The 18371-nt window shown below is 53.6% G+C and carries 18 protein-coding genes and 1 riboswitch; of the genes, 5 read left to right on the top strand and 13 right to left on the bottom strand.

Translation table 11 applies throughout. From position 1 onward, the window contains the following. Positions 1-59: 59 nt before the first annotated feature. From HP435_RS26915 to HP435_RS26925, 3 genes are all read left to right on the top strand, one after another. Entirely contained in the window at positions 60-2048 is a 1989-nt protein-coding gene (locus HP435_RS26915; protein ID WP_173599064.1) for a methyl-accepting chemotaxis protein, read from the top strand. Between the two features lie 196 nt (positions 2049-2244). Continuing rightward, positions 2245-2586 carry an MBL fold metallo-hydrolase gene (locus HP435_RS26920; protein WP_173599065.1) on the top strand — a complete coding sequence of 114 codons (342 nt, stop codon included), beginning with the start codon at positions 2245-2247 and terminating at the stop codon, positions 2584-2586. Then, positions 2583-3203, top strand: a complete 621-nt coding sequence (locus HP435_RS26925; RefSeq protein ID WP_173599066.1) for an MBL fold metallo-hydrolase — start codon at positions 2583-2585, stop codon at positions 3201-3203. The genes HP435_RS26920 and HP435_RS26925 overlap by 4 nt, the downstream gene beginning before the upstream one ends. 66 nt (positions 3204-3269) lie before the next feature. On the opposite strand, the gene HP435_RS26930 is transcribed toward HP435_RS26925, so the two are convergent. The 7 genes from HP435_RS26930 to HP435_RS26960 are packed head-to-tail and all read right to left on the bottom strand — an operon-like array spanning position 3270 to position 9505. Further along, positions 3270-3989, bottom strand: a complete 720-nt coding sequence (locus HP435_RS26930) for a glycerophosphodiester phosphodiesterase (RefSeq protein WP_173596334.1) — start codon at positions 3987-3989, stop codon at positions 3270-3272. Positions 3990-4020: 31 nt separating this feature from the next. Further along, positions 4021-5352, bottom strand: coding sequence for an ABC transporter substrate-binding protein (locus HP435_RS26935; protein ID WP_122962518.1), 1332 nt, complete (start codon positions 5350-5352; stop codon positions 4021-4023). Between the two features lie 29 nt (positions 5353-5381). After that, a complete protein-coding gene (locus HP435_RS26940) occupies positions 5382-6209 on the bottom strand; it encodes a carbohydrate ABC transporter permease (protein WP_173599067.1) in 828 nt (275 codons plus the stop codon). Positions 6210-6236: 27 nt separating this feature from the next. Beyond that, positions 6237-7193 (bottom strand): carbohydrate ABC transporter permease, encoded by a 957-nt coding sequence (locus tag HP435_RS26945; protein ID WP_173596333.1) that lies wholly within the window; start codon positions 7191-7193, stop codon positions 6237-6239. Further along, entirely contained in the window at positions 7193-8260 is a 1068-nt protein-coding gene (locus tag HP435_RS26950) for an ABC transporter ATP-binding protein (protein WP_173599068.1), read from the bottom strand. Before HP435_RS26950 ends, HP435_RS26945 begins: the two co-directional genes overlap by 1 nt. 5 nt (positions 8261-8265) lie before the next feature. Then, a complete protein-coding gene (locus tag HP435_RS26955) occupies positions 8266-8928 on the bottom strand; it encodes an HAD family hydrolase (RefSeq protein WP_173596331.1) in 663 nt (220 codons plus the stop codon). Further along, positions 8906-9505 (bottom strand): glycerol-3-phosphate responsive antiterminator, encoded by a 600-nt coding sequence (locus tag HP435_RS26960; RefSeq protein ID WP_122962514.1) that lies wholly within the window; start codon positions 9503-9505, stop codon positions 8906-8908. The genes HP435_RS26955 and HP435_RS26960 overlap by 23 nt, the downstream gene beginning before the upstream one ends. Before the next feature lie 297 nt (positions 9506-9802). Between HP435_RS26960 and HP435_RS26965 the strand changes: the two genes are divergently transcribed. Next, positions 9803-11560: a SulP family inorganic anion transporter gene (locus HP435_RS26965; RefSeq protein WP_173599069.1), complete on the top strand. Its 1758-nt coding sequence runs from the start codon at positions 9803-9805 to the stop codon at positions 11558-11560. Positions 11561-11584: 24 nt separating this feature from the next. Next, positions 11585-11911 carry an ArsR/SmtB family transcription factor gene (locus tag HP435_RS26970; RefSeq protein WP_122962512.1) on the top strand — a complete coding sequence of 109 codons (327 nt, stop codon included), beginning with the start codon at positions 11585-11587 and terminating at the stop codon, positions 11909-11911. 74 nt (positions 11912-11985) lie between these two features. Here HP435_RS26970 and HP435_RS26975 read toward each other — a convergent pair whose 3' ends face one another. The 6 genes from HP435_RS26975 to HP435_RS27000 all read right to left on the bottom strand — a co-directional run bounded on the left by HP435_RS26975 (position 11986) and on the right by HP435_RS27000 (position 18021). Beyond that, entirely contained in the window at positions 11986-12708 is a 723-nt protein-coding gene (locus tag HP435_RS26975) for a nucleoside phosphorylase (protein ID WP_122962511.1), read from the bottom strand. A gap of 1 nt (position 12709) precedes the next feature. Then, on the bottom strand, positions 12710-13372 hold the full coding sequence (locus HP435_RS26980) for a sulfite oxidase-like oxidoreductase (RefSeq protein ID WP_122962510.1): 663 nt from the start codon (positions 13370-13372) through the stop codon (positions 12710-12712). 36 nt (positions 13373-13408) lie between these two features. Then, a complete protein-coding gene (locus HP435_RS26985) occupies positions 13409-14323 on the bottom strand; it encodes an ABC transporter permease (RefSeq protein WP_173596327.1) in 915 nt (304 codons plus the stop codon). Then, on the bottom strand, positions 14310-15380 hold the full coding sequence (locus tag HP435_RS26990; protein WP_122962508.1) for an ABC transporter permease: 1071 nt from the start codon (positions 15378-15380) through the stop codon (positions 14310-14312). The genes HP435_RS26985 and HP435_RS26990 overlap by 14 nt, the downstream gene beginning before the upstream one ends. Further along, positions 15355-16884, bottom strand: a complete 1530-nt coding sequence (locus HP435_RS26995) for an ABC transporter ATP-binding protein (RefSeq protein WP_173596326.1) — start codon at positions 16882-16884, stop codon at positions 15355-15357. Before HP435_RS26995 ends, HP435_RS26990 begins: the two co-directional genes overlap by 26 nt. Positions 16885-16971: 87 nt before the next feature. Next, positions 16972-18021 (bottom strand): BMP family lipoprotein, encoded by a 1050-nt coding sequence (locus HP435_RS27000; protein ID WP_173599070.1) that lies wholly within the window; start codon positions 18019-18021, stop codon positions 16972-16974. Positions 18022-18226: 205 nt separating this feature from the next. Continuing rightward, a riboswitch (SAM riboswitch) is annotated at positions 18227-18348 on the bottom strand. Positions 18349-18371: the final 23 nt, after the last annotated feature.

Genomic DNA, 18371 nt, shown 5'->3' on the forward strand with positions numbered 1-18371 from the left:
CGGGCAGCGTTCCTTGCCTCGCGCAGTTGAATCAACCACCAATTAGGAGTGGAGAGCCTATGTCTTTTTTCAACAAACTCAGAAATAAAATGATCCTGTGGTTTCTTGCCGTAGCGGTCATCCCGCTTGCTGCCGTTTCCTTTTTTATTACAAACAGCTTTTCAACCATTTTGATCGATAAGCAAAAATCGTCTTATGTGGACCTGACTTCAAGTACAGCTATGGCTATGGACCAGTATCTCGATCGGCGCATGACGGAAATTCAGGTGCTGGCCCGCACCTCTGATATTCAATCTGTCGACGCGGCAGCCAAAAATGAGTTTATCCGCAAGTTTACCGAAGAAATGAAGCTGTACGATGGCAATACGTTTATTTCAAGCGACGGAAAAGTAACCGCTGACACCTTCCCGAAAAGCGTCGGGATCGACCTCGGCGAGCGGCAATTTTTCAAAGACGGCATGCAGGGCAAGCCCAGCTACTCCGATGTCCTCGTCGCCAAAACTACGGGCAATCGCTCGATCATTGTCGCTTCCCCTGTCAAAGGAAAAAACAATGAAGCGCTCGGCGTATTGACCGGACTTGTCAACGTGGATCATTTCGCAGCCACGTTTCTCGCAAATTTGAATGTAGGCAATGACGGCTATCCGATTCTGGTGGACAACAAGCATCAGGTGCAGTACCACCCCAACCAGGAGCTGATCGGAAAGCCGCTTGAGGAATCGGCCCTGCCCCAGCCTTTGCAGGACATCCTGAAAACAGGCGCTGCGGAAAAAGGCTCATACAGCTACACGGATCAAGGCAAGGAGTATGTCGTCACTTACTCTCCGATCCCCAAAACCAACTTTGGCCTGTACTTGCATATTCCTGTTGAATCGATCACCGCTGGCGTCTCTGCTGTCAGCAACAACGTCATGCTGATCGTCTTTGCCGTAGTCGCAGCGGTCATCGCCATCGCCTATGCGATCTCCCGGCAAATCACCCGCCCGATCGTCGAGGTTGCCGCTGTGGCAAACCGGATTTCCGAGGGGGAGCTGACCGTATCCGCCTTGCAAATTCGCTCGCAGGATGAAGTCGGTCAACTGTCTCAATCGGTCAATGCCATGGTCCACAACCTGCGCACGATCATTCAGCAGGTCAATGATACGGCTACTGATCTGGCCTCTTCCGCAGAGGAGTTGTCGGTCAACGCCGAGCATACCAGCAAGGCAACGGAGCAGATCGCCATTACGATCCAGGAAGTCGCGTACGGCGCCGAGAAGCAGGTAAGAAGCGTGGAAGACAGCGTGAACGCCATGCAGGTAGTATCACAGGGCGCGGAAAAAGTCGCCACCAACGCACAGCACGCGGACGAATCCGCATTGAGCGCCTCCCGCATCGCCGTGGAAGGCAATCAAGCTTTGCAAGTCGTGATCAGCCAGATGCAATCGATCGAAAATACGGTCAGCAACATCGCAGACATCGTGAAGCGCTTGGGGAACAGCTCGCAGGAAATCGGACAAATCGTCCAGGTCATTACCGCTATTGCCGAGCAAACCAATCTGCTTGCCTTGAACGCTGCAATCGAAGCCGCCAGAGCAGGCGAGCAAGGACGCGGGTTTGCTGTTGTGGCAGACGAAGTACGCAAATTGGCCGAGCAGTCTGCCCAATCTGCCCAGCAAATCAAAGAACTGATTACGGCGATTCAGGTTGAATCGAATCAAGCCGTCTTGTCGATGGAACAAGGAACAAACGAAGTTGCGATCGGACTGACAGTAGTGAACAATGCTGGCAAGTCTTTCGAGCAAATCCAGGATGCTGTCGCACAAGTCGCCAGCCAAATCCAGGAAGTGAAGACATATTCCGAGCAAATGTCGGCTGGAACCCAGAAGGTAGTAGAGTTGGTCAGCGGCATTGAGGAAGTCGCCGAAAATTCGGCAGACGGAACGCAAAGCGTTTCTGCCGCCACAGAAGAACAGCTGGCTGCCATGGAAGAAGTGAACTCCTCCGCTGCTTCCCTGGCCCGCATCGCCGAAGAACTGCAATCTCACGTAAGCCGCTTCAAAATATAGCGAGGCAATCAAAAAACCGCCGGGCAGCAGCATCCGGCGGTTTTTCTTGCTTCAAAGCGATCAACAAAATCTATGAGCTGCCACTGGTAGCGATAGCGGAGCAAGCTAATAAAAGCACACTCGCGCTTGCGCTTCCACTTTATTCCTGCAATGATGATAGCAGAAAGCTATTCTTATCGCGAAAGGCGGGGAAACGATGAGTTCTTCCGGTCCTATCTCTACTCCTTACTTTTCTTTGCAGCCTGTTGCAGAAGGCGTGTACGCCGCTATTGCTGTCCGTGGCACCGGAGCAATGGCTAATGCCGGAATCATTGATTTAGGCGATCAGGTAGTCGTCTTTGACTCCATGTACACGCCACAGGCAGGCCAAGCATTGCACGATGCGGCTGTCCAGCTATTCGGAAAACCCGTCACGCTTCTGATCAACTCTCATTTTCATCTGGACCACACTGGCGGCAATCAGGCATTTCCAGGTGTTCCGATTCTCTCCACCGCCAAAACGCGTTCGCTCACCTATGAGCGCACGACCAATTTTTGACCTTTGCCAAAGCGCACCCTGATTACCCGCTGACGGTCAAACAAGCTTTGGAACAAGAAACGGACGCTAAAAAGCGGCAAGAAAAAGAATATGAGCTGGGCGAGCTGCTCGCGATGGACGCTGCCCTTCCGATACTGGTTCCCACTCTCGCTACCTTGACCTTTCACGATTCGATTACATTGCACGGCAGCAAGCGCTCTGCTGTCCTGCGCTCGCTGGGAAACGGTCACAGTCCCTGTGATTCCGCCCTTTTCCTTCCCGATGACGACATCCTGTTTGCCGGAGATTTGCTGTTCACAGGCGCACATCCAAGCATCATGACCGGGAATGTTCCGGAGTGGATCAGCATTTTGGATGCTCTCCTGCAAGACTGCCCAGCGCTGATTGTACCCGGACATGGCCCGGTAGCAGACAAGCAGGCTGTACTTGTATTACAGGAATACTTGAAACAGTTGCTGACCACTGCTGGCGAGATAAGTGCGATTTCAACAGAACCGGACGCCATAAAAGTCCCGGATATTCCCGCCGACTATGCAGATTGGGCCGTACCCGCCCTGTATGAACGCAGCGTCTTGCATTTGGTGCAACAGGCGCAGCAGCTGCAGCAAACGCGCTAATCCCCTTTTCTCATGCCAAAAGCCGCCGGACATGTATGTCTCCGACGGCTTTTCCTTTTGCCTAGCTTACACAAATTCCAGCATCCGGTCAGGATGGTTGGTGCAAATTTGTACATCAGGATGCCAGGACATGACCTCGCGAATGTGCGCAGGCTCATCCAGCGTCCAGGCAATCACCTTGAAGCCTTTTTCGATGGCGGCTACGGCAAGCTCTTTGTTCAGGAAAGGGTAACCCATGGACAAAATGCTGGCACCTGCCTCCTCCAGTTGCTCCAGCATGAGCACAGGACGGCCGTAGACGATCAGTCCCGTCTCGATTTGCTGATCGAGAGTGCGAACATGACGAATCAGCTCATGGTCAAACGACGTCAAGCAAACTTCCTGCTTCATCCCGTACTGTTCGAGCAGCGCGAGCACTTTTTCGGCAATGCCGGGGTACATGTCGCTCGTCGCCTTCAACTCGATATTCAGCCTGCAACGGCCCTTGACCGCAATCAGCGCTTCCTCCAGCGTCGGGATTTTTTCGCCTGCAAACTTTTCGTCGAGCCATTTGCCCGCATCGAGCTGGCGAAGCTCCTCCAATGTGTGGTCCTTGACCAGACCGCTTCCGTTCGTCGTGCGCTCCAGCGTAAAGTCGTGGATCAGCACGGGAACGCCATCGGAAGACAGCTGTACGTCAATCTCCATTGCCTGTATAGCCGGCTCTGCCAACGCCAGTCGAATTGCCGTCATCGTATTTTCCGGGGCTTTGCCTGACCATCCTCGATGCGCCATACATATATTCATGTCGCAAACTCCTCTCTTGTTTGTGCCGCCTTTATTTTTTCAGCAGCTTGCTGCCTTTGTCCGTCGCATTTTGCAGCGCTTCATCAATGGTCGCCTGTCCAAGCATCGCACGTTGCAGCTCTTTTTGAATGACATCCTGCAATTCTTTGTAACCAGGTGCCATTGGGCGCGGGTAACCGTATTGCAGCTGGTCTACTGCTACTTTGAAGTTCGGATCTTTTTCATAGAATGCCTTCATCTCAGGTGAATCTACGGCAGCGGTCGTCACAGGCATGTAGCCGGATGCGATGGACCATGGTACGGTTTGCTCTGTATCGGTCATCCACTTCATAAATTCCCATGCCGCTTTCTTTTCGGCATCAGAAGACTTCGCCAGCATGACCAGGTTTGCTCCGCCCGTTGGCGTACCGAAGTTTTTGTTTGCTGGCAGGAAGGCTGCTCCCATGTCAAATTTGGCATTTTTCTTCAATTCCGTCAAGGAACCTGTCGTCGTGAAAATCATGCCCACTTTTTGATTGAGGAAATCTTGCTCGGCGACATCCCACGCATTGTAGTTTTCGCCTGGAGGGTTTTTCATCAAGCCTTCCTTGACCATTTTCGTCCAAAGTTCAAGCGGCGCTTTGCCTGACTCGTTGTTCAAGGTCAGCTCCTTGCCGTCTTCGCTCAAAATGTTGCCTCCGCTCTGGAAGACGAGCGCTTCGTAGAACCAAATATCAACAGGGGTCGAGAAGCCGTAGCGCGTGACTTTGTCGCCTTCTTTTTTCACCAGCTTTTGCGAGTAGCTGATCAGCTCATCCCAAGATTTCGGCCCGTTCGGATCGAGACCCGCTGCCTTCAGCATGTCGCGGTTGATGTACAGAAGCGGCGTGGAGCGATTGAACGGCACGGCGTACAGTTTGTCTTTCCAGTAAGAGTTTTTCATCAGGCCGGGAATGTACTTTTTCTCATCGCCTTGCGAGTACGGAGTCAAATCTTCGAGCACTTTCGCATCAGCGAACGCAGCGATCGAAGCGATCTCTACCATCGTCACATCCGGGTTGTTTCCGGCGGCAACGGAAGCCAGAACTTTGGAGTGATTATCCTGATACGCGCCCTGGTACGCCGCTTTTACCTTAATATCTTTATGTGACTCGTTGAACTTTTTGACCATATCCTCAATCGTCTTGCCGCGAACACCGCCGAGCGCATACCAGAAATCGATCTCGACAGGCCCGTTGCTTGCTGCTGTTTCCGTTGCCGGCTTCGTTGTGTTTCCTGTGCTTGCAGCCTGTTCCTTGCCTGTAGAACCGCACCCGGCAAGCACTCCTGACAAACCTAGAGCTAGTGCACATAGAATCGTTCCTGTCTTTTTCATCGCCTTCATGATTTGGTTTCCTCCCACATGGTTATCTATTATTTGGATTGATAGACAAACGCTTTGATAATGTGGCGCTGGGCCACGAAGAAAATAACGAGAATCGGCAGGATGAGGATCATGTTCCCCGCCATCATGACGTTCCAGAGAGTGCCTCCGTCCGACATGCGCAAGCTGGAAATCCCGACAGGCAATGTGCGTACTTCGTCGCTGTTGGTCATGATCAGCGGCCAAAAGTAGTCATTCCAGTGATAAATAAAGCTGAAAAGTCCAAATGTGACCAGCACTGGCTTCGCCATCGGTACCATGATCGTCCACATGATTTTCCACTCTGACGCATTATCCAGTCGCGCTGCTTCAATGACTTCGTCCGGCACCTGCATGAACGCCTGGCGAAGCAGGAATATCCCGAATGCGCTGGCCGCGTACGGCAGAATCAGCGACCAGAGCGTATTGACCAGCCCCCAGCCGCTCAGCTGCACGTAGATCGGCAAAAAGATAATGTATCCCGGAATCATCAAGGCAACCAGCACAAGCCCAAACAGCAGGTTGCGGCCGGGAAACTGGTAGCGGGCAAAAGCGTACGCCGCAGGTACGGCGGTCAAAAACTGCAAGATCAAGATCGCCACGGCAACCACAATGCTGTTCACCGTAAACATCAGGAACGGCCCTGACTCCCAGGCTTGGACAAAATTGCCCCACTCCCACATCTCAGGCAACAAGGTCGGCGGAAACTGTCTGACTTCCGACATGTCCTTGAACGCTGTGGAAGCCATCCACAAAAAAGGAAAGACGAACAGCAGCGCCACAACCAACAGCCCGGCCCATTCCACTGTTTTCAAAGAAATTGCACCCACTCGTTTCATGTTGCTCCTCCTTTCTTTCGGGAATCGTCATCGGTAGTGGACGCGTTTGGACATGAACAGGAAGTACAAGGCAGTCAAAACTCCTACGATAAGCAAAAGAATGACAGAAGCGGCAGCAGCAAATCCCCCGTTGTAGTAGTCCATTCCTTGCTCATAAATGTAGTAGACCAGCATATTGCTGCTGTTGATCGGCCCGCCTTGGGTCATGATGGCAATCGTATCGAAAGCATGGGACGACGAAATCATGTTGATGATGAACAAAAAGAACATGGTGGGCGACAGCATCGGTATGGTAATGCGAGTCAAAGTCCGCCACCACGGCGAACGATCGAGGGCGGCCGCTTCGTAAATATCCCCCGGAATGCTTTGCAGCCCGGCAATGAAAATCAGCGTGTTGTAGCCCACGCCTTTCCAGACGTTCACGAGGATCAGCGACAACAGCGCGCTGCTCGGGTCTGTCAGCCACGTGTAGCCTGGCAGCCCGACCGCTTCGAGTACAGCGTTCAATAGCCCGAATTGCGGGTCCATCAGCCACATCCACAACATGGAGACAGAAACAAACGAAATAATGTGCGGACTGAATACGGTAGCTTGGATGATCCCGTACATTTTCGCCTTTTTGTTGAGCCAGAGAGCGAGCAAAAAGGAGATTCCCAAACTGATGCCCACGGTTGCAAAAGTGAAAACAAGCGTATTTGTCAGCACTTGCTGAAATTCCTGGTCAGCAACCAGCTCCGTGTAATTTTGCAGCCCGACCCATTCCATCGCTTCCAGATTAATCAGCGACCAGTCTTGAAAGCTCAAATAAATGATCGAGCCAATCGGGTAAAAAAAGAACAAAATGAAGCAGATCATGGCAGGTGTCAAATACAAGTACGGGCGAAGACGCGTCATCATATCCGGGCGAGATGTTGGCCTGGAAGCTGCTTGTGCCCGCACCTGGCCGGTATCCGGCAGCTCGTGGGCAGTTGCCGCCTTTCGCATCAGTTCACCCCTCCTGCAAGTGCGGATACTTGACCTCGTTCAGCCAGTCGCCCCACTTTTTTTCCGCTCACGCGATCAAAGATGTACACATGCGGCTTTGCAACCGTTACGGTAACGTTTGAACCATACTGTCCGATTTCCTCGGTTTCCGTTTTGACGATGACTCTGCCTTTTTCCGTCTCCACGTGGAACAGCGTGTCCGAGCCGAGTATTTCCCGGGAGACGATTTGCCCTTTTGTCGTCCACATCTCTTCCGCAGAAACCGGAGAGACGGAGGCTGGCAACAACACGGCCTTTTCCGGGCGGAATCCCCACAACTGGTCACTTCTGCCCTCTGCCGGCACAATGTTCATCGGGGGAGAACCGATAAACTGGGCGACGAACAGATTTTCCGGCTCCTGGTACAAGTCCATCGGTGCCGCGACCTGCATGATGTTGCCGTCGCTCATCACGACGATCTGATCGCCCATCGTCATCGCTTCCACCTGGTCGTGCGTCACGTAAATAAATGTGCTGCCCAGTTGCTTGTGCAAACTCGTCAGCTCCACGCGCATCTGGTTCCGCAGCTTCGCGTCCAGGTTGGAGAGCGGCTCGTCCATGAGGAACACCTTTGGCTTTTTCACCATGGCCCGCGCTAGGGCGACACGCTGACGTTGGCCGCCGGAGAGCTGGGAAGGCTTTCTTTTAAGAAAGTCCGCCAAGCCGACAATCTCGGCAATTTCCTTCACCAGCACGTCGCAGTCTTTTTTCGACGTTCCCCGGTTTCTCAAGCCGTAGGCGATGTTGTCGTAGACGTTCATCGTCGGATAGAGCGCGTAGTTTTGGAACACCATGGCAACATCGCGCTTTCCCGGAGGCAGAGCGTTCACAGACTGGCTCCCGATGAAAATTTCCCCGTCTGTAGCCGTTTCCAGACCGGCAATCATCCGCAAGGTCGTCGATTTCCCGCACCCGGACGGGCCAACCAGCACCGTAAAGGAGCCGTCGGGAATCACGAGATTAAGCCCCTTGACCACTTTCTGGTTCTGAAACGTTTTCGTTATCTGTTGCAGCACCACTCTTGCCATCTTTTTCATCTTCCTCCTTGCGCCTTGGCAGCCATCATGTCGGTGACAAACGATTCGAAATCGGCGTAGCGGTAATCAGGCGTGGCATAGAGCCACTCTTCCTGCCCGTACCACTCCAGCACCACGGACGAGACGCCACCCGCGACTGCCGCGAGCACATCGTAGCGGCTATCGCCGACCATCATCGCCTGCTCGGGACGACTGCCCATACTGGCGAGCGCTTTGCATACAGGCTCGGCTGACGGTTTTCCTTTGGCGACATCGTCCACGGCCACTACGACTTCGAACAGCTTGTCGATCCCCGCCTGCTTCAGTCCGGCCAGCGCAAATTCCCGCTGCTTGTTGGTGACCACCGCCAGCTGATAGCCTGCCTGCTTTAATTTTTCCAGCCCTTCTTTCACATAAGGAAACAGCCGAACATGTCGGGCGTGGTTCTCACGCACGTAGGCAAAATACTTTTCCAGCACCTCTTGCTTGTCGGGCACGCCTGCCGCTTGTGCGACAGCTGCCAAAAAATCGTCGAACGACTCGCCAAAACGCGCGAGCAGCTCTTCCCGGCTGAAGTGACCCGGTGCGTACTCTTCTGCTGTATAGGCGACTGCGTCGATGACTGCATCCCGGCTGTCCAGCAAGGTCCCATCCAGATCAAACAGCAACGCTTGAATCATGCAAAAAACTCTCCTTCCACAAAAGGGGGTTACCGACTGACACAGCAGTCGCTCCATGCTGCAATACTTCCTCCATCTGCTCCCGCTTGCGGATCAAACCACCAGCGATGATTGGAATATCAATCACGCGCTTGTACTCTTCGATATACTCTGGCAGCAGTGCCGGCATCAGTTCGACGGCGTCAGGCTGGGTTTCAGCGAGAGACGACAGCCCGGATTTGAGCGAGTCGCTGTCTACGAGGAACAGGCGCTGGATTGTCAGCAAGCCTTGCTTTTTCGCCAGCTTGACCAGCGTGTTGCGCGTGGTCACAATCCCGTCCGGCTTCACGTAATGCGCCAAAAAGGCGATGCCTTCCCGGTCGTAGCTGATTCCCCCGATTCTTTCGAGGTGAAGGAACACCGGAATCTTTCTGTTTTTGAAAAAGTCTACATAGCCTTTGATGACCCCGATGTTGCCGATGGAGAGCACGGCGGCGCTCACATTGGCCTCTGCCGCTTTTTCCAGGTACTTCGCCTCTTTTACGGAAGCAATCAGCTTGTACTCTTCCAACCTGCCGTGAAACTGCTCCTGATTCATTCGTAAGCCTCCTTTGCGAACGACAAAAAAACCCAACGACATGACAATTGCACAAGCATACTTGAGGAAAGTGCTTGGAAAGGCTGTCGGGGGTTTCTCCATGACTCCAACCGAAGGGGAATGTTCACTTGTCATTTTGAATGGTACTCCTTCAGCGTTAAGACAACTTGAAGCAATTGTTAAAAAAGGGCAAAGATCGTGTAAGGATGCAATTGACGAGAATCATGAAACGGGAGTATGATCCATCTATATTCAAATAATCAAATATTCGAATATACGAAAAGAAGGGTTGCTACCATGAAGTGGGCCGCTAGATTTGAGGGCTACAATACGCAAGCATTCAGAAAAGACTGCGTGTCAGGATTAATCGTAGGCATTATCGCTATTCCGCTCGGCATGGCGTTCGCCATCGCTTCCGGTGTCAAGCCGGAGTACGGGATTTACACCACCATCATCGCAGGGACGCTCATCTCGCTGTTCGGCGGTTCCCGCTATCAGATTGGCGGGCCGACTGGCGCCTTTATCCCGATCCTGTTCGCCATCGTCATGCAGTACGGCTACGCGGATTTGCTGCTCGCGGGCTTGATGGCGGGGATTATGCTCGTCCTGATGGGCGTTTTGCGGCTGGGCGGACTGATCAAATTCATTCCTCGCCCGGTCACGATCGGGTTTACAGCAGGGATTGCCGTCATTATTTTTACCGGGCAGCTCGCCAATTTCCTCGGTCTATCGGACATACAACGGCACGAGGACTTTTTGTCCAACATGAAAGAAGTCGTCGTCCACCTGCATACAACCAGCTTCTACAGCCTGGCAACCGCCTGCCTCAGTCTGGCGATTATATTGATTACACCGCGTTTTGTGCGCAATGTGCCTGGCTCGCTCGTCGGTCTGGTCATCTCCAGCGTCATTGCCTTTTTCTTTTTCGAAGGAAAGGTCGCGACGATCGGCTCGACCTTCGGCGAAATTCCGAGCACACTGCCTGGCTTCCATTTTCCCGAAATCACGCTGGAGCGCGTCCAAAAATTACTGAGTCCTGCCCTAATCATTGCTATACTAGGAGCAATAGAGTCTTTACTGTCTGCTGTCGTAGCTGATGGCATGACCCGCAGTCGCCACAACAGCAACAAGGAATTGATCGGGCAAGGCATTGCCAACATCGTGACGCCGCTTTTCGGCGGGATTCCCGCTACGGGCGCGATTGCCCGGACCGCGACCAATATTCGCAGCGGCGCTGCCTCGCCCATGTCCGGCATCATCCACGGGATGGTCGTACTGCTCATCCTCGTGCTGCTGGCGCCTTACGCCTCGCACATTCCACTGGCGAGCATGGCTCCGATCTTGATGCTGGTCGCCTGGAACATGAGTGAGCGCAAGGAATTTGCCCACATCCTCAAAGCAAAAACAAGCGATTCGCTCGTGCTTGTGATCACGTTTGTTTTGACCGTCTTCACCAATCTGACTACCGCTGTCGAGGTAGGACTGGTGCTTGCTGTGCTGCTGTTTATCAAAAGGATGCGCGACAGCCTGCAAGTCGCCAAAGTGCTGCCCGACCCTTCTTTGAAGCACGAAAAAGTCATGCCGCATATGGTGTCGTCCCAGCACGATTGCCCGCAAATCAACATCTACACGATTGAAGGGCCGCTGTTTTTCGGGGACGCCGACTTGTTTGAAAGCTCGCTTGCGAACACGTTGCAGCACCGCCCCAAGGTCTTGTTGCTGCGCATGGGCAAAGTGCCATTTTTGGACATGACAGGCGAAGCCAATTTGTCCCGGACGGTAAAGCAAGCCATGAGTCAGGGAACGACCGTGCTGATCTCGGGCATTCAACCTGCTCCCAAACAAATTTTGCAGCGCACGGGTCTGTATGCAAGCATCGGGGAAACGCACTTTTTCGACCACACCGGAGAGGCAATCGAATATGCGCTTCATCGGCTGGATACGAACAAATGCCTGGGCTGCAAGCACTTTGCGTTCCGGGAATGCACGAGCCTGTCCGACACCCGCATACAACAGAGCTGCGCCCAACAACAAACATCCACTACGTCCACATGACGAAAAGATCGGAGGAACCTGCTATTGAATTTGGAGCTACAGCAATTTAAAGCGAACTTCTTCAAAGCGCTGGGTCATCCCCTGCGGATTCGGATTCTGGAGCTTTTGGCGGAGGGAGACAAAAACGTGAACGAGCTGCAAACGCTGATCGGCAGTGAAGGCTCGGCCGTTTCCCAGCAGCTGGCCATTTTGCGCAACAACAATATCGTGTACGGAACAAAAGACGGCAACAAAGTCACTTATTCTTTGCGCGACCCGATGATTATCGAGCTTTTGGGCGTCGCCCGGCAAATTTTCAACAACCACCTGATCGATACGATCTCGATGCTGGATCGCTTCAACGAAGAATAGCTTTTCACTCCGGAAAAGCTCCAGAAAAAAAGCCCAGGACCATTCACAGTCCTGGGCATGTTTATGTGATTAGATTAGGAAACAGCCACCAAAGCATCCAGCGCAATCAACGCTTCCGCCTCAATCGCTTTTGCCATCGCATCGGTATGCGGGTTGTACGAAGCAAGCAAATCGGCATCCGCATAGCCGTCAATCGCCAAAATCGCTCCGGCCTTCATTCCGCGCAATGCCGCGATGACGAACAGGGCGGAATTTTCCATCTCGACCGCGAGTACCCCGGCTTTTTGGTACAGCTTGTGCGGAAACTCCAGAACGCCACTGTAGAACACATCCAGCGTCAGCGTAATTCCCTCTGCTACGGGAAGTCCGGCCTCGTTTGCTTCTGCTGCTGCCACCAGTGCATCCGCCACGCGGCGATTGGCGACTGCCGGGAAACCCGGAGGAACGAGCTGGCTGGTCAGTCCGTCCTGACGCACGACAGCCGAGCTGATGACGAGGCTGCCAGGCTCGATTTCTTTTTGGTACGATCCTGCCGTACCTACGCGAATGATGACCTGCACGCCACCTTTTGCCAACTCCTCAAAACATACGGCAGCACCCGGCGAACCGACGCCGTGGCTGACTACGGCAACCTCCGTGCCTTTCCACGTCCCGGCATAGCTGTGATACTCGCGATTTTCTCCGATGGACCGATGGTTGTCCAGCTTGGCGGCAATCAAGGCAGCCCGTTTTGGATCTCCACATACGATGACGCGCTTCGGCAACTGTTCCGGATCTACTTTCAGGTTCGTAAGCATCTCAATCAAACTCCTTTTTCTCCCATTCGTCTTCGGGAATCGGCAGCGCTTCACCGGAGAACCGCTCTTCGCGGAACGGGTCTGCGATCAGGTGAAAGCCGTTTTGCTCCCAAAATCCGGGGGTGTTTTCCGAAATAAACTCAATGCCTCGTAGCCACTTCACGCTTTTCCAGAAGTACAGGTGCGGCACAGTCAGGCGCAAGGGCCAGCCATGCTTGTCCGTCAGCGGCTCTCCGTCGAAGGAGTGGGCCAACAGCACGTCAGGGCGCATCAAGTCAGCGAGCGGCACGTTCGCCGTATAGTCGTGATCGCCGTGCAGCATGACGTACGATGCCTGCGGCACTACCCCGATTGCCTGCAAAAAGTCGCGGAACCGCACGCCTGTAAACGCATTGTCAAAACGCGACCAGCGCGTCACGCAGTGAATATCGCTGGTCACGGTGACTTGCGGCATCTCCATGATTTGCTCGTAGCTCAGTGTAACTTCGCGATCTACCTCGCCAAACACGCGCAATGTCCATTCCTTCATGTCGTAAACCGGGACTTCTCCCTCATGCAAAATCGGAAAGCGCTCGGTCAAAATTTGTCCTGGCGGAAGCCTTTTTGCCAGTGCCGGGTCGACTGCGGGCACTTTCATCCGTTTGATCCGATCTGCCTTGTTCATGTTGCGTACCCCCTTTTCTTCGCTGACTGTTCTTTGTTAACGGGTGCTCTGCTGATTGTTGCTCGCCGCCTGCATGCGCTCTTTCAGGAAGAACATCGCGGCAACCGTGAGCAAATACGGCAGCATGGAAGTGAATTGCGTTGGCAGCGAGAAGCCTTGCAGACGAATGCTCAGCGCATCCATCAAGCCAAACAAAAAGCTCGACGCCAGTATTCCGACTGGATGGGACTGCCCCATCATCATCGCCACCAAAGCGATAAAGCCGCGTCCGGCGGTCATGCCCTCGGAGAACATCGTCACCTGGCCCAACGAAAGCTGTGCCCCTGCGAGTCCGCACAAAGCGCCGCAGATGACGATAGCCAGCACCTGCAAGCCCGTTACTTTCAACCCGAGGCTGCGAGCCGCAACCGGATTCGATCCGACGGCAAGAACCCGAAAACCAGTGACAGTCTTGTAAAAGAACACATAAAGCGCAATCGCAGCCAAAAACGCGAAATAAACAAGCGGAGAATGCCCGGAAAATACCTCGCCGACACCCGGAATATCTTTGATCACAGGGATGTCCCACTTCGGCAAGCCCGCCATATCTTTATCGTAAAAAGCCCCTTTGACGCCAAAAATCGCCCGCAGCGCAAACGTCGTCAGACCGAGCGCGAGGAAATTGATCGCTACCCCGACGACGATCTCGTTTGCTTTGAGCTTGATCGTCATATAGGCAAACAACAGAGCGAACAAAACACTCGTCAACGCCGCAATCAAGATCGCCAGAAACAAATTCCCGGTAAAGTGGTTGCCAACAATCGCGGAAAAGGCTCCGGCCAGCACCATGCCTTCCAGCCCCACATTAAAAATGCCTACACGCGAGCACAGCGCTCCGCCCAAAGCAGCCAGCAATATCGGTGTCACCATGCGAATGGTAGAACTGACGAGGGACCAATCAAGCAGCTCCATGCGATTCTCCCCCTTTTGCTTTCCGCTGTTTCCACCAGTCGTAGCTGAATTTTGCCGAAATAAACAGGATCAGCACTGCCGAGATGACGCTTGCCAGCTCCAACGGCACGTCTGTGTTCCGCTCCACGCCCATCGCTCCAGTCTGAAAAGCAGCCAGCAGGATCGAGGTAAAAATAATCCCGACCGGATGGGAGTTTGCCAAGAGCGTCGCCATCAGGCCCGTCCAGGCGAAGTTCGGTACAGTCAAAGCGCCATCGACAAAACGGTAGTGCGCCCCCAGCACCTCGACCGTCCCTGCCAGGCCCGCCAGACCACCGCTGGCAAACATGCCTGTCAGCATGACGCGGATGCGGTTGATCCCGCCGTATTGAGCGAACAACGGGTTTTGCCCGAGCATTTTCACTTCATAGCCGAACGGCGTAAAGCGGATGACCCAGAACAGGATCAAAGCGCCGACAATGGCAAACAAAAACCCGGCGTGCACGCTCATCCCTGCGAACAGCTTGGGAAGCCAGACGCTCTTGTCCAGCATGACCGTTTGCGCCAAAGCTGCCGAACCAGTCCTGTCCCGAAACGGCTCCGTGACCAGATAGCTGGCAAACAAGACGGCAATGTAGTTGAACAGCAAGGAAGAAATCAGCAGCGGAATCCGAAACCGCGCTTCCATGATGCCCGGCAGTAGCCCCCAAAGCCCGCCAACGGCCATTCCCGTCACAATCGCAGCCACCAGCTTCACGATTCCCGGCGCAGGCAAGTAAATGGCTACCAGCGTAGCACTGATGGCGCCAAGCACCATTTGGCCTTCTGCCCCCAGGTTGAATACTCCCGCCCGAAAAGCAAGCGACAGCCCCAGGGCGATCAGCATGATCGGTGTTGCTCTCGCCAACGTGGAAACGAAGAAGTAAAAGCTTCCGAATGCTCCCTTCCACATTTCCTGATAGGTGCCCAAGATCGATTCCCCTACCGATGCGATGACGAGCGCCCCGATCAACAGGCCGATGACAATCGCCAAAAGCGGCTGAACCAGTGATTTACACAGCTCTTTGATTGCTGCCATGAACGCTTCCTCCCGCCATTAACACGCTGATTTTTTCCTCGGTTGCCTCTTTGCGCGAAAGCTCTCCGGCGATCCGCCCTTTGTACATCACCAAAATGCGATCCGACAGCGCCAAAATTTCCGACAGCTCGGATGACACCAGCAAAATTCCGTCTCCTGCGTTGCGCTTGTCGATCAGCGCCTGATGGATGTACTCCATCGCTCCGATATCGACACCGCGCGTCGGCTCAGCCGCGATCAAAAACGGGGTTTCATGCCCCAGCTCCCGCGCGACGATCAGCTTCTGCAAATTTCCGCCCGACAAATTCCCGGCAAGCTCCTGAAGCTGCCGCGAACCAGTCTTGATCGCGAATCGCTCCACCCAGCCAGTCACAACCTGGCGAAAAGCTTCCCGCAGTACGATGCCGCGCCGATTGAATGCAGGCTTGCGCTGATAGCCCATCAACGCGTTCTCTTCGACACTTTCCAGCTTGGCGGTTCCCCACATATAACGATCCTCGGGAATATGGGCCAGACCCGCTTCCCGGATTGTCGCCACAGATTTGTTGGTGACATCCTTGCCGCCCAGCCGCACTGTTCCCTCCTGTGCCGCCCGCAAACCGCTCACGGCTTGCAGCAACTCGGACTGTCCGTTGCCAGACACTCCGGCAATTCCCACGATCTCGCCGTGATGGACGGTAAAGCTGACCCGGTCGAGCAACGTCTGCTTTTCGCGCACCGACAAATTTTCCACCTGCAAAAGCGGCCCCTGCTCCAAAGCGACGCGCTCACTCAGCTCTTGCAACTCGCGGCCGACCATCAACCGGGCCAAATCGTCCACATTTGTCTGCTCGCGCGCAACCGTACCCGTCACCTTGCCGCCGCGCAGCACCGTGATGCGGTCCGCTACCTCCATTACTTCCTGGAGCTTGTGCGTAATCAAAATCACGCTTTTCCCGCTCTCCGCCAGATTGCGAATCGTTTGCAGCAAGTCGCGAACCTCCAGCGGAGTCAACACAGCGGTCGGTTCGTCCAGCACGATGATGTCTGCGCCCTGGTACAGCACTTTCAAAATCTCGACCCGCTGCTGTTCTCCCACCGAGCAATTGGACACTTTTGCCTGTGGATCAATCGGAATACGGAACTTTTCGCTTAGCTCGCGCACTTTTTGCACAGCGTCATGGCGGCGGAAAAACCCGGCCTGCTGCGGTTCGTAGCCAATCACGATGTTTTCGGCCACGCTGAACTCGCCGAACAGCATGAAGTGCTGGTGCACCATCCCGATTCCGTTGCCAATGGCGTCCTGTGGCCCGCGAAAAGCGACCGGCTTGCCGTTTAGCACGATATCGCCGGACGTAGGCTGCTCCATGCCGTACAACATCCTCATCAACGTCGTCTTGCCCGCTCCGTTCTCACCGACGATCGCGTGCACTTCTCCGGCAGCAAGCGAGAACGAGACCTTGTCGTTTGCAATAAAATCTCCGTATTTCTTGGTCATGGCGCGCATTTCCAAACGATAGGTCATCCTTGCTCCCCCTTCTTTACGCTTTCCTTTCGCATATAAGGAAGACCGACTACACAGCCGTAGTCGGTCACAATCAAGCTCTGTGCACTAGCTTTTAGAACGATCCGGCACTTTGCGGGTACCAGCAATGATCTCTTCACTGATCGCTTTTACTTTGTCCACAACTTCCTGGCCGATGAAAGCGTTCAGCGGTGTTTTGCTTTCGTGAGTCACATACGTTACGCCTACGCCTTTTTCTTTCAATCCGTAGTTGACGACACCTGGTTTGAAAGAACCTTCCACAAACGATTTCACAGTTTCATACGCTGCTGCGTCTGTCCCTTTCAGTTGGGACAATACGATGTGCTCAGGGTCAATCGTCGTGCGGTCAACGTCTTGTCCTGCTGTAAAGAAGCCTTTTTCCTTCGCGGCTTCGAATACGCCGAGATCGCCTACCGCAGCTGCTCCGTTGATGAAGTCAGCGCCTTTGGATGCTTGCAGCAGAGCCAGCTCTTTCGCTTTTGCCGGGTCAGTGAAGCTGCCCACGTAGTTTACCAGAAATTCTGCATTCGGATTGGTCGATTTCAAGCCTTCCTGGAATCCGCCTGTCCATTTTTTCAGAAGCGGAATGTCCATTGCGACAACCATGCCGACTTTGTTTGTTTTCGTGGCAAGACCTGCCGCCGCCCCCATCAGGTAAGCTGCTTCCTGCTCGCGGAAAGTAACGCTGCGCACATTTGGCAAATCGACTACTGTATCAATAATCGCGAAGTTGCGATCAGGGTTTTCTGCGGCTACTTTTTTCAGTGCGTCTTCTGCTTCAAAAGAAGAAGTGATGATCAGGTCGTAGTTTTCCGCTACGGCTACGCGCAAGTTCTCTTCGATCGCACCATGGTCAGTCGACTCGATGCTTTTTACTTCCGCGCCAAATTCTTGTCCTGCTTTTTTCGCGCCCTCGTCCATTTGCTGGAAGAATGGGTTCACGCCGATTTTTTCCGGCAAAATCAAGGCAACGCGTTTCTTCGCTGCACCTTCTTGTCCTGCCGCTTGCTCTTTCGGCTTATCAGTCGATGCGTTCCCGGCAGGTGCATTCCCGCCTGCTGAACAACCCGCAGCCAAAACAGCAAAAGTAGTCAATGCCAACAACAACTTCTTCATGGTGTCTCTCTCCCCTATCTGAACGTTCTCCGTTTTCTCTATCCTAACCATAATGTACGGTTTTTCGACAAAAAGATCAATACTAAACACGAATATTTCACATTAAAATTATTTTATCGTTCGTTATTCCTCCTCTATCCATCCTCCCCTTCTAACGAAAAAAAACTCTTCCCGAAGGAAGAGTTTGCGTCCGAAGCCGTCCTCTTCCTCATCTGTCAAAACCCCGGTACAGGTTTTGCAGGAATTGGCACCTTTCTGTACATGTCTCGCATGTCCAGTGGTTGCCGGGCTTCATAGGGCCAGTCCCTCCGCCGCTCTCGATAAGGTAGATCATCTATTGAGTTACAATG

Origin of the sequence: Brevibacillus sp. HD3.3A (assembly GCF_013284375.2) — a bacterium.
Lineage (GTDB): Bacteria > Bacillota > Bacilli > Brevibacillales > Brevibacillaceae > Brevibacillus > Brevibacillus parabrevis.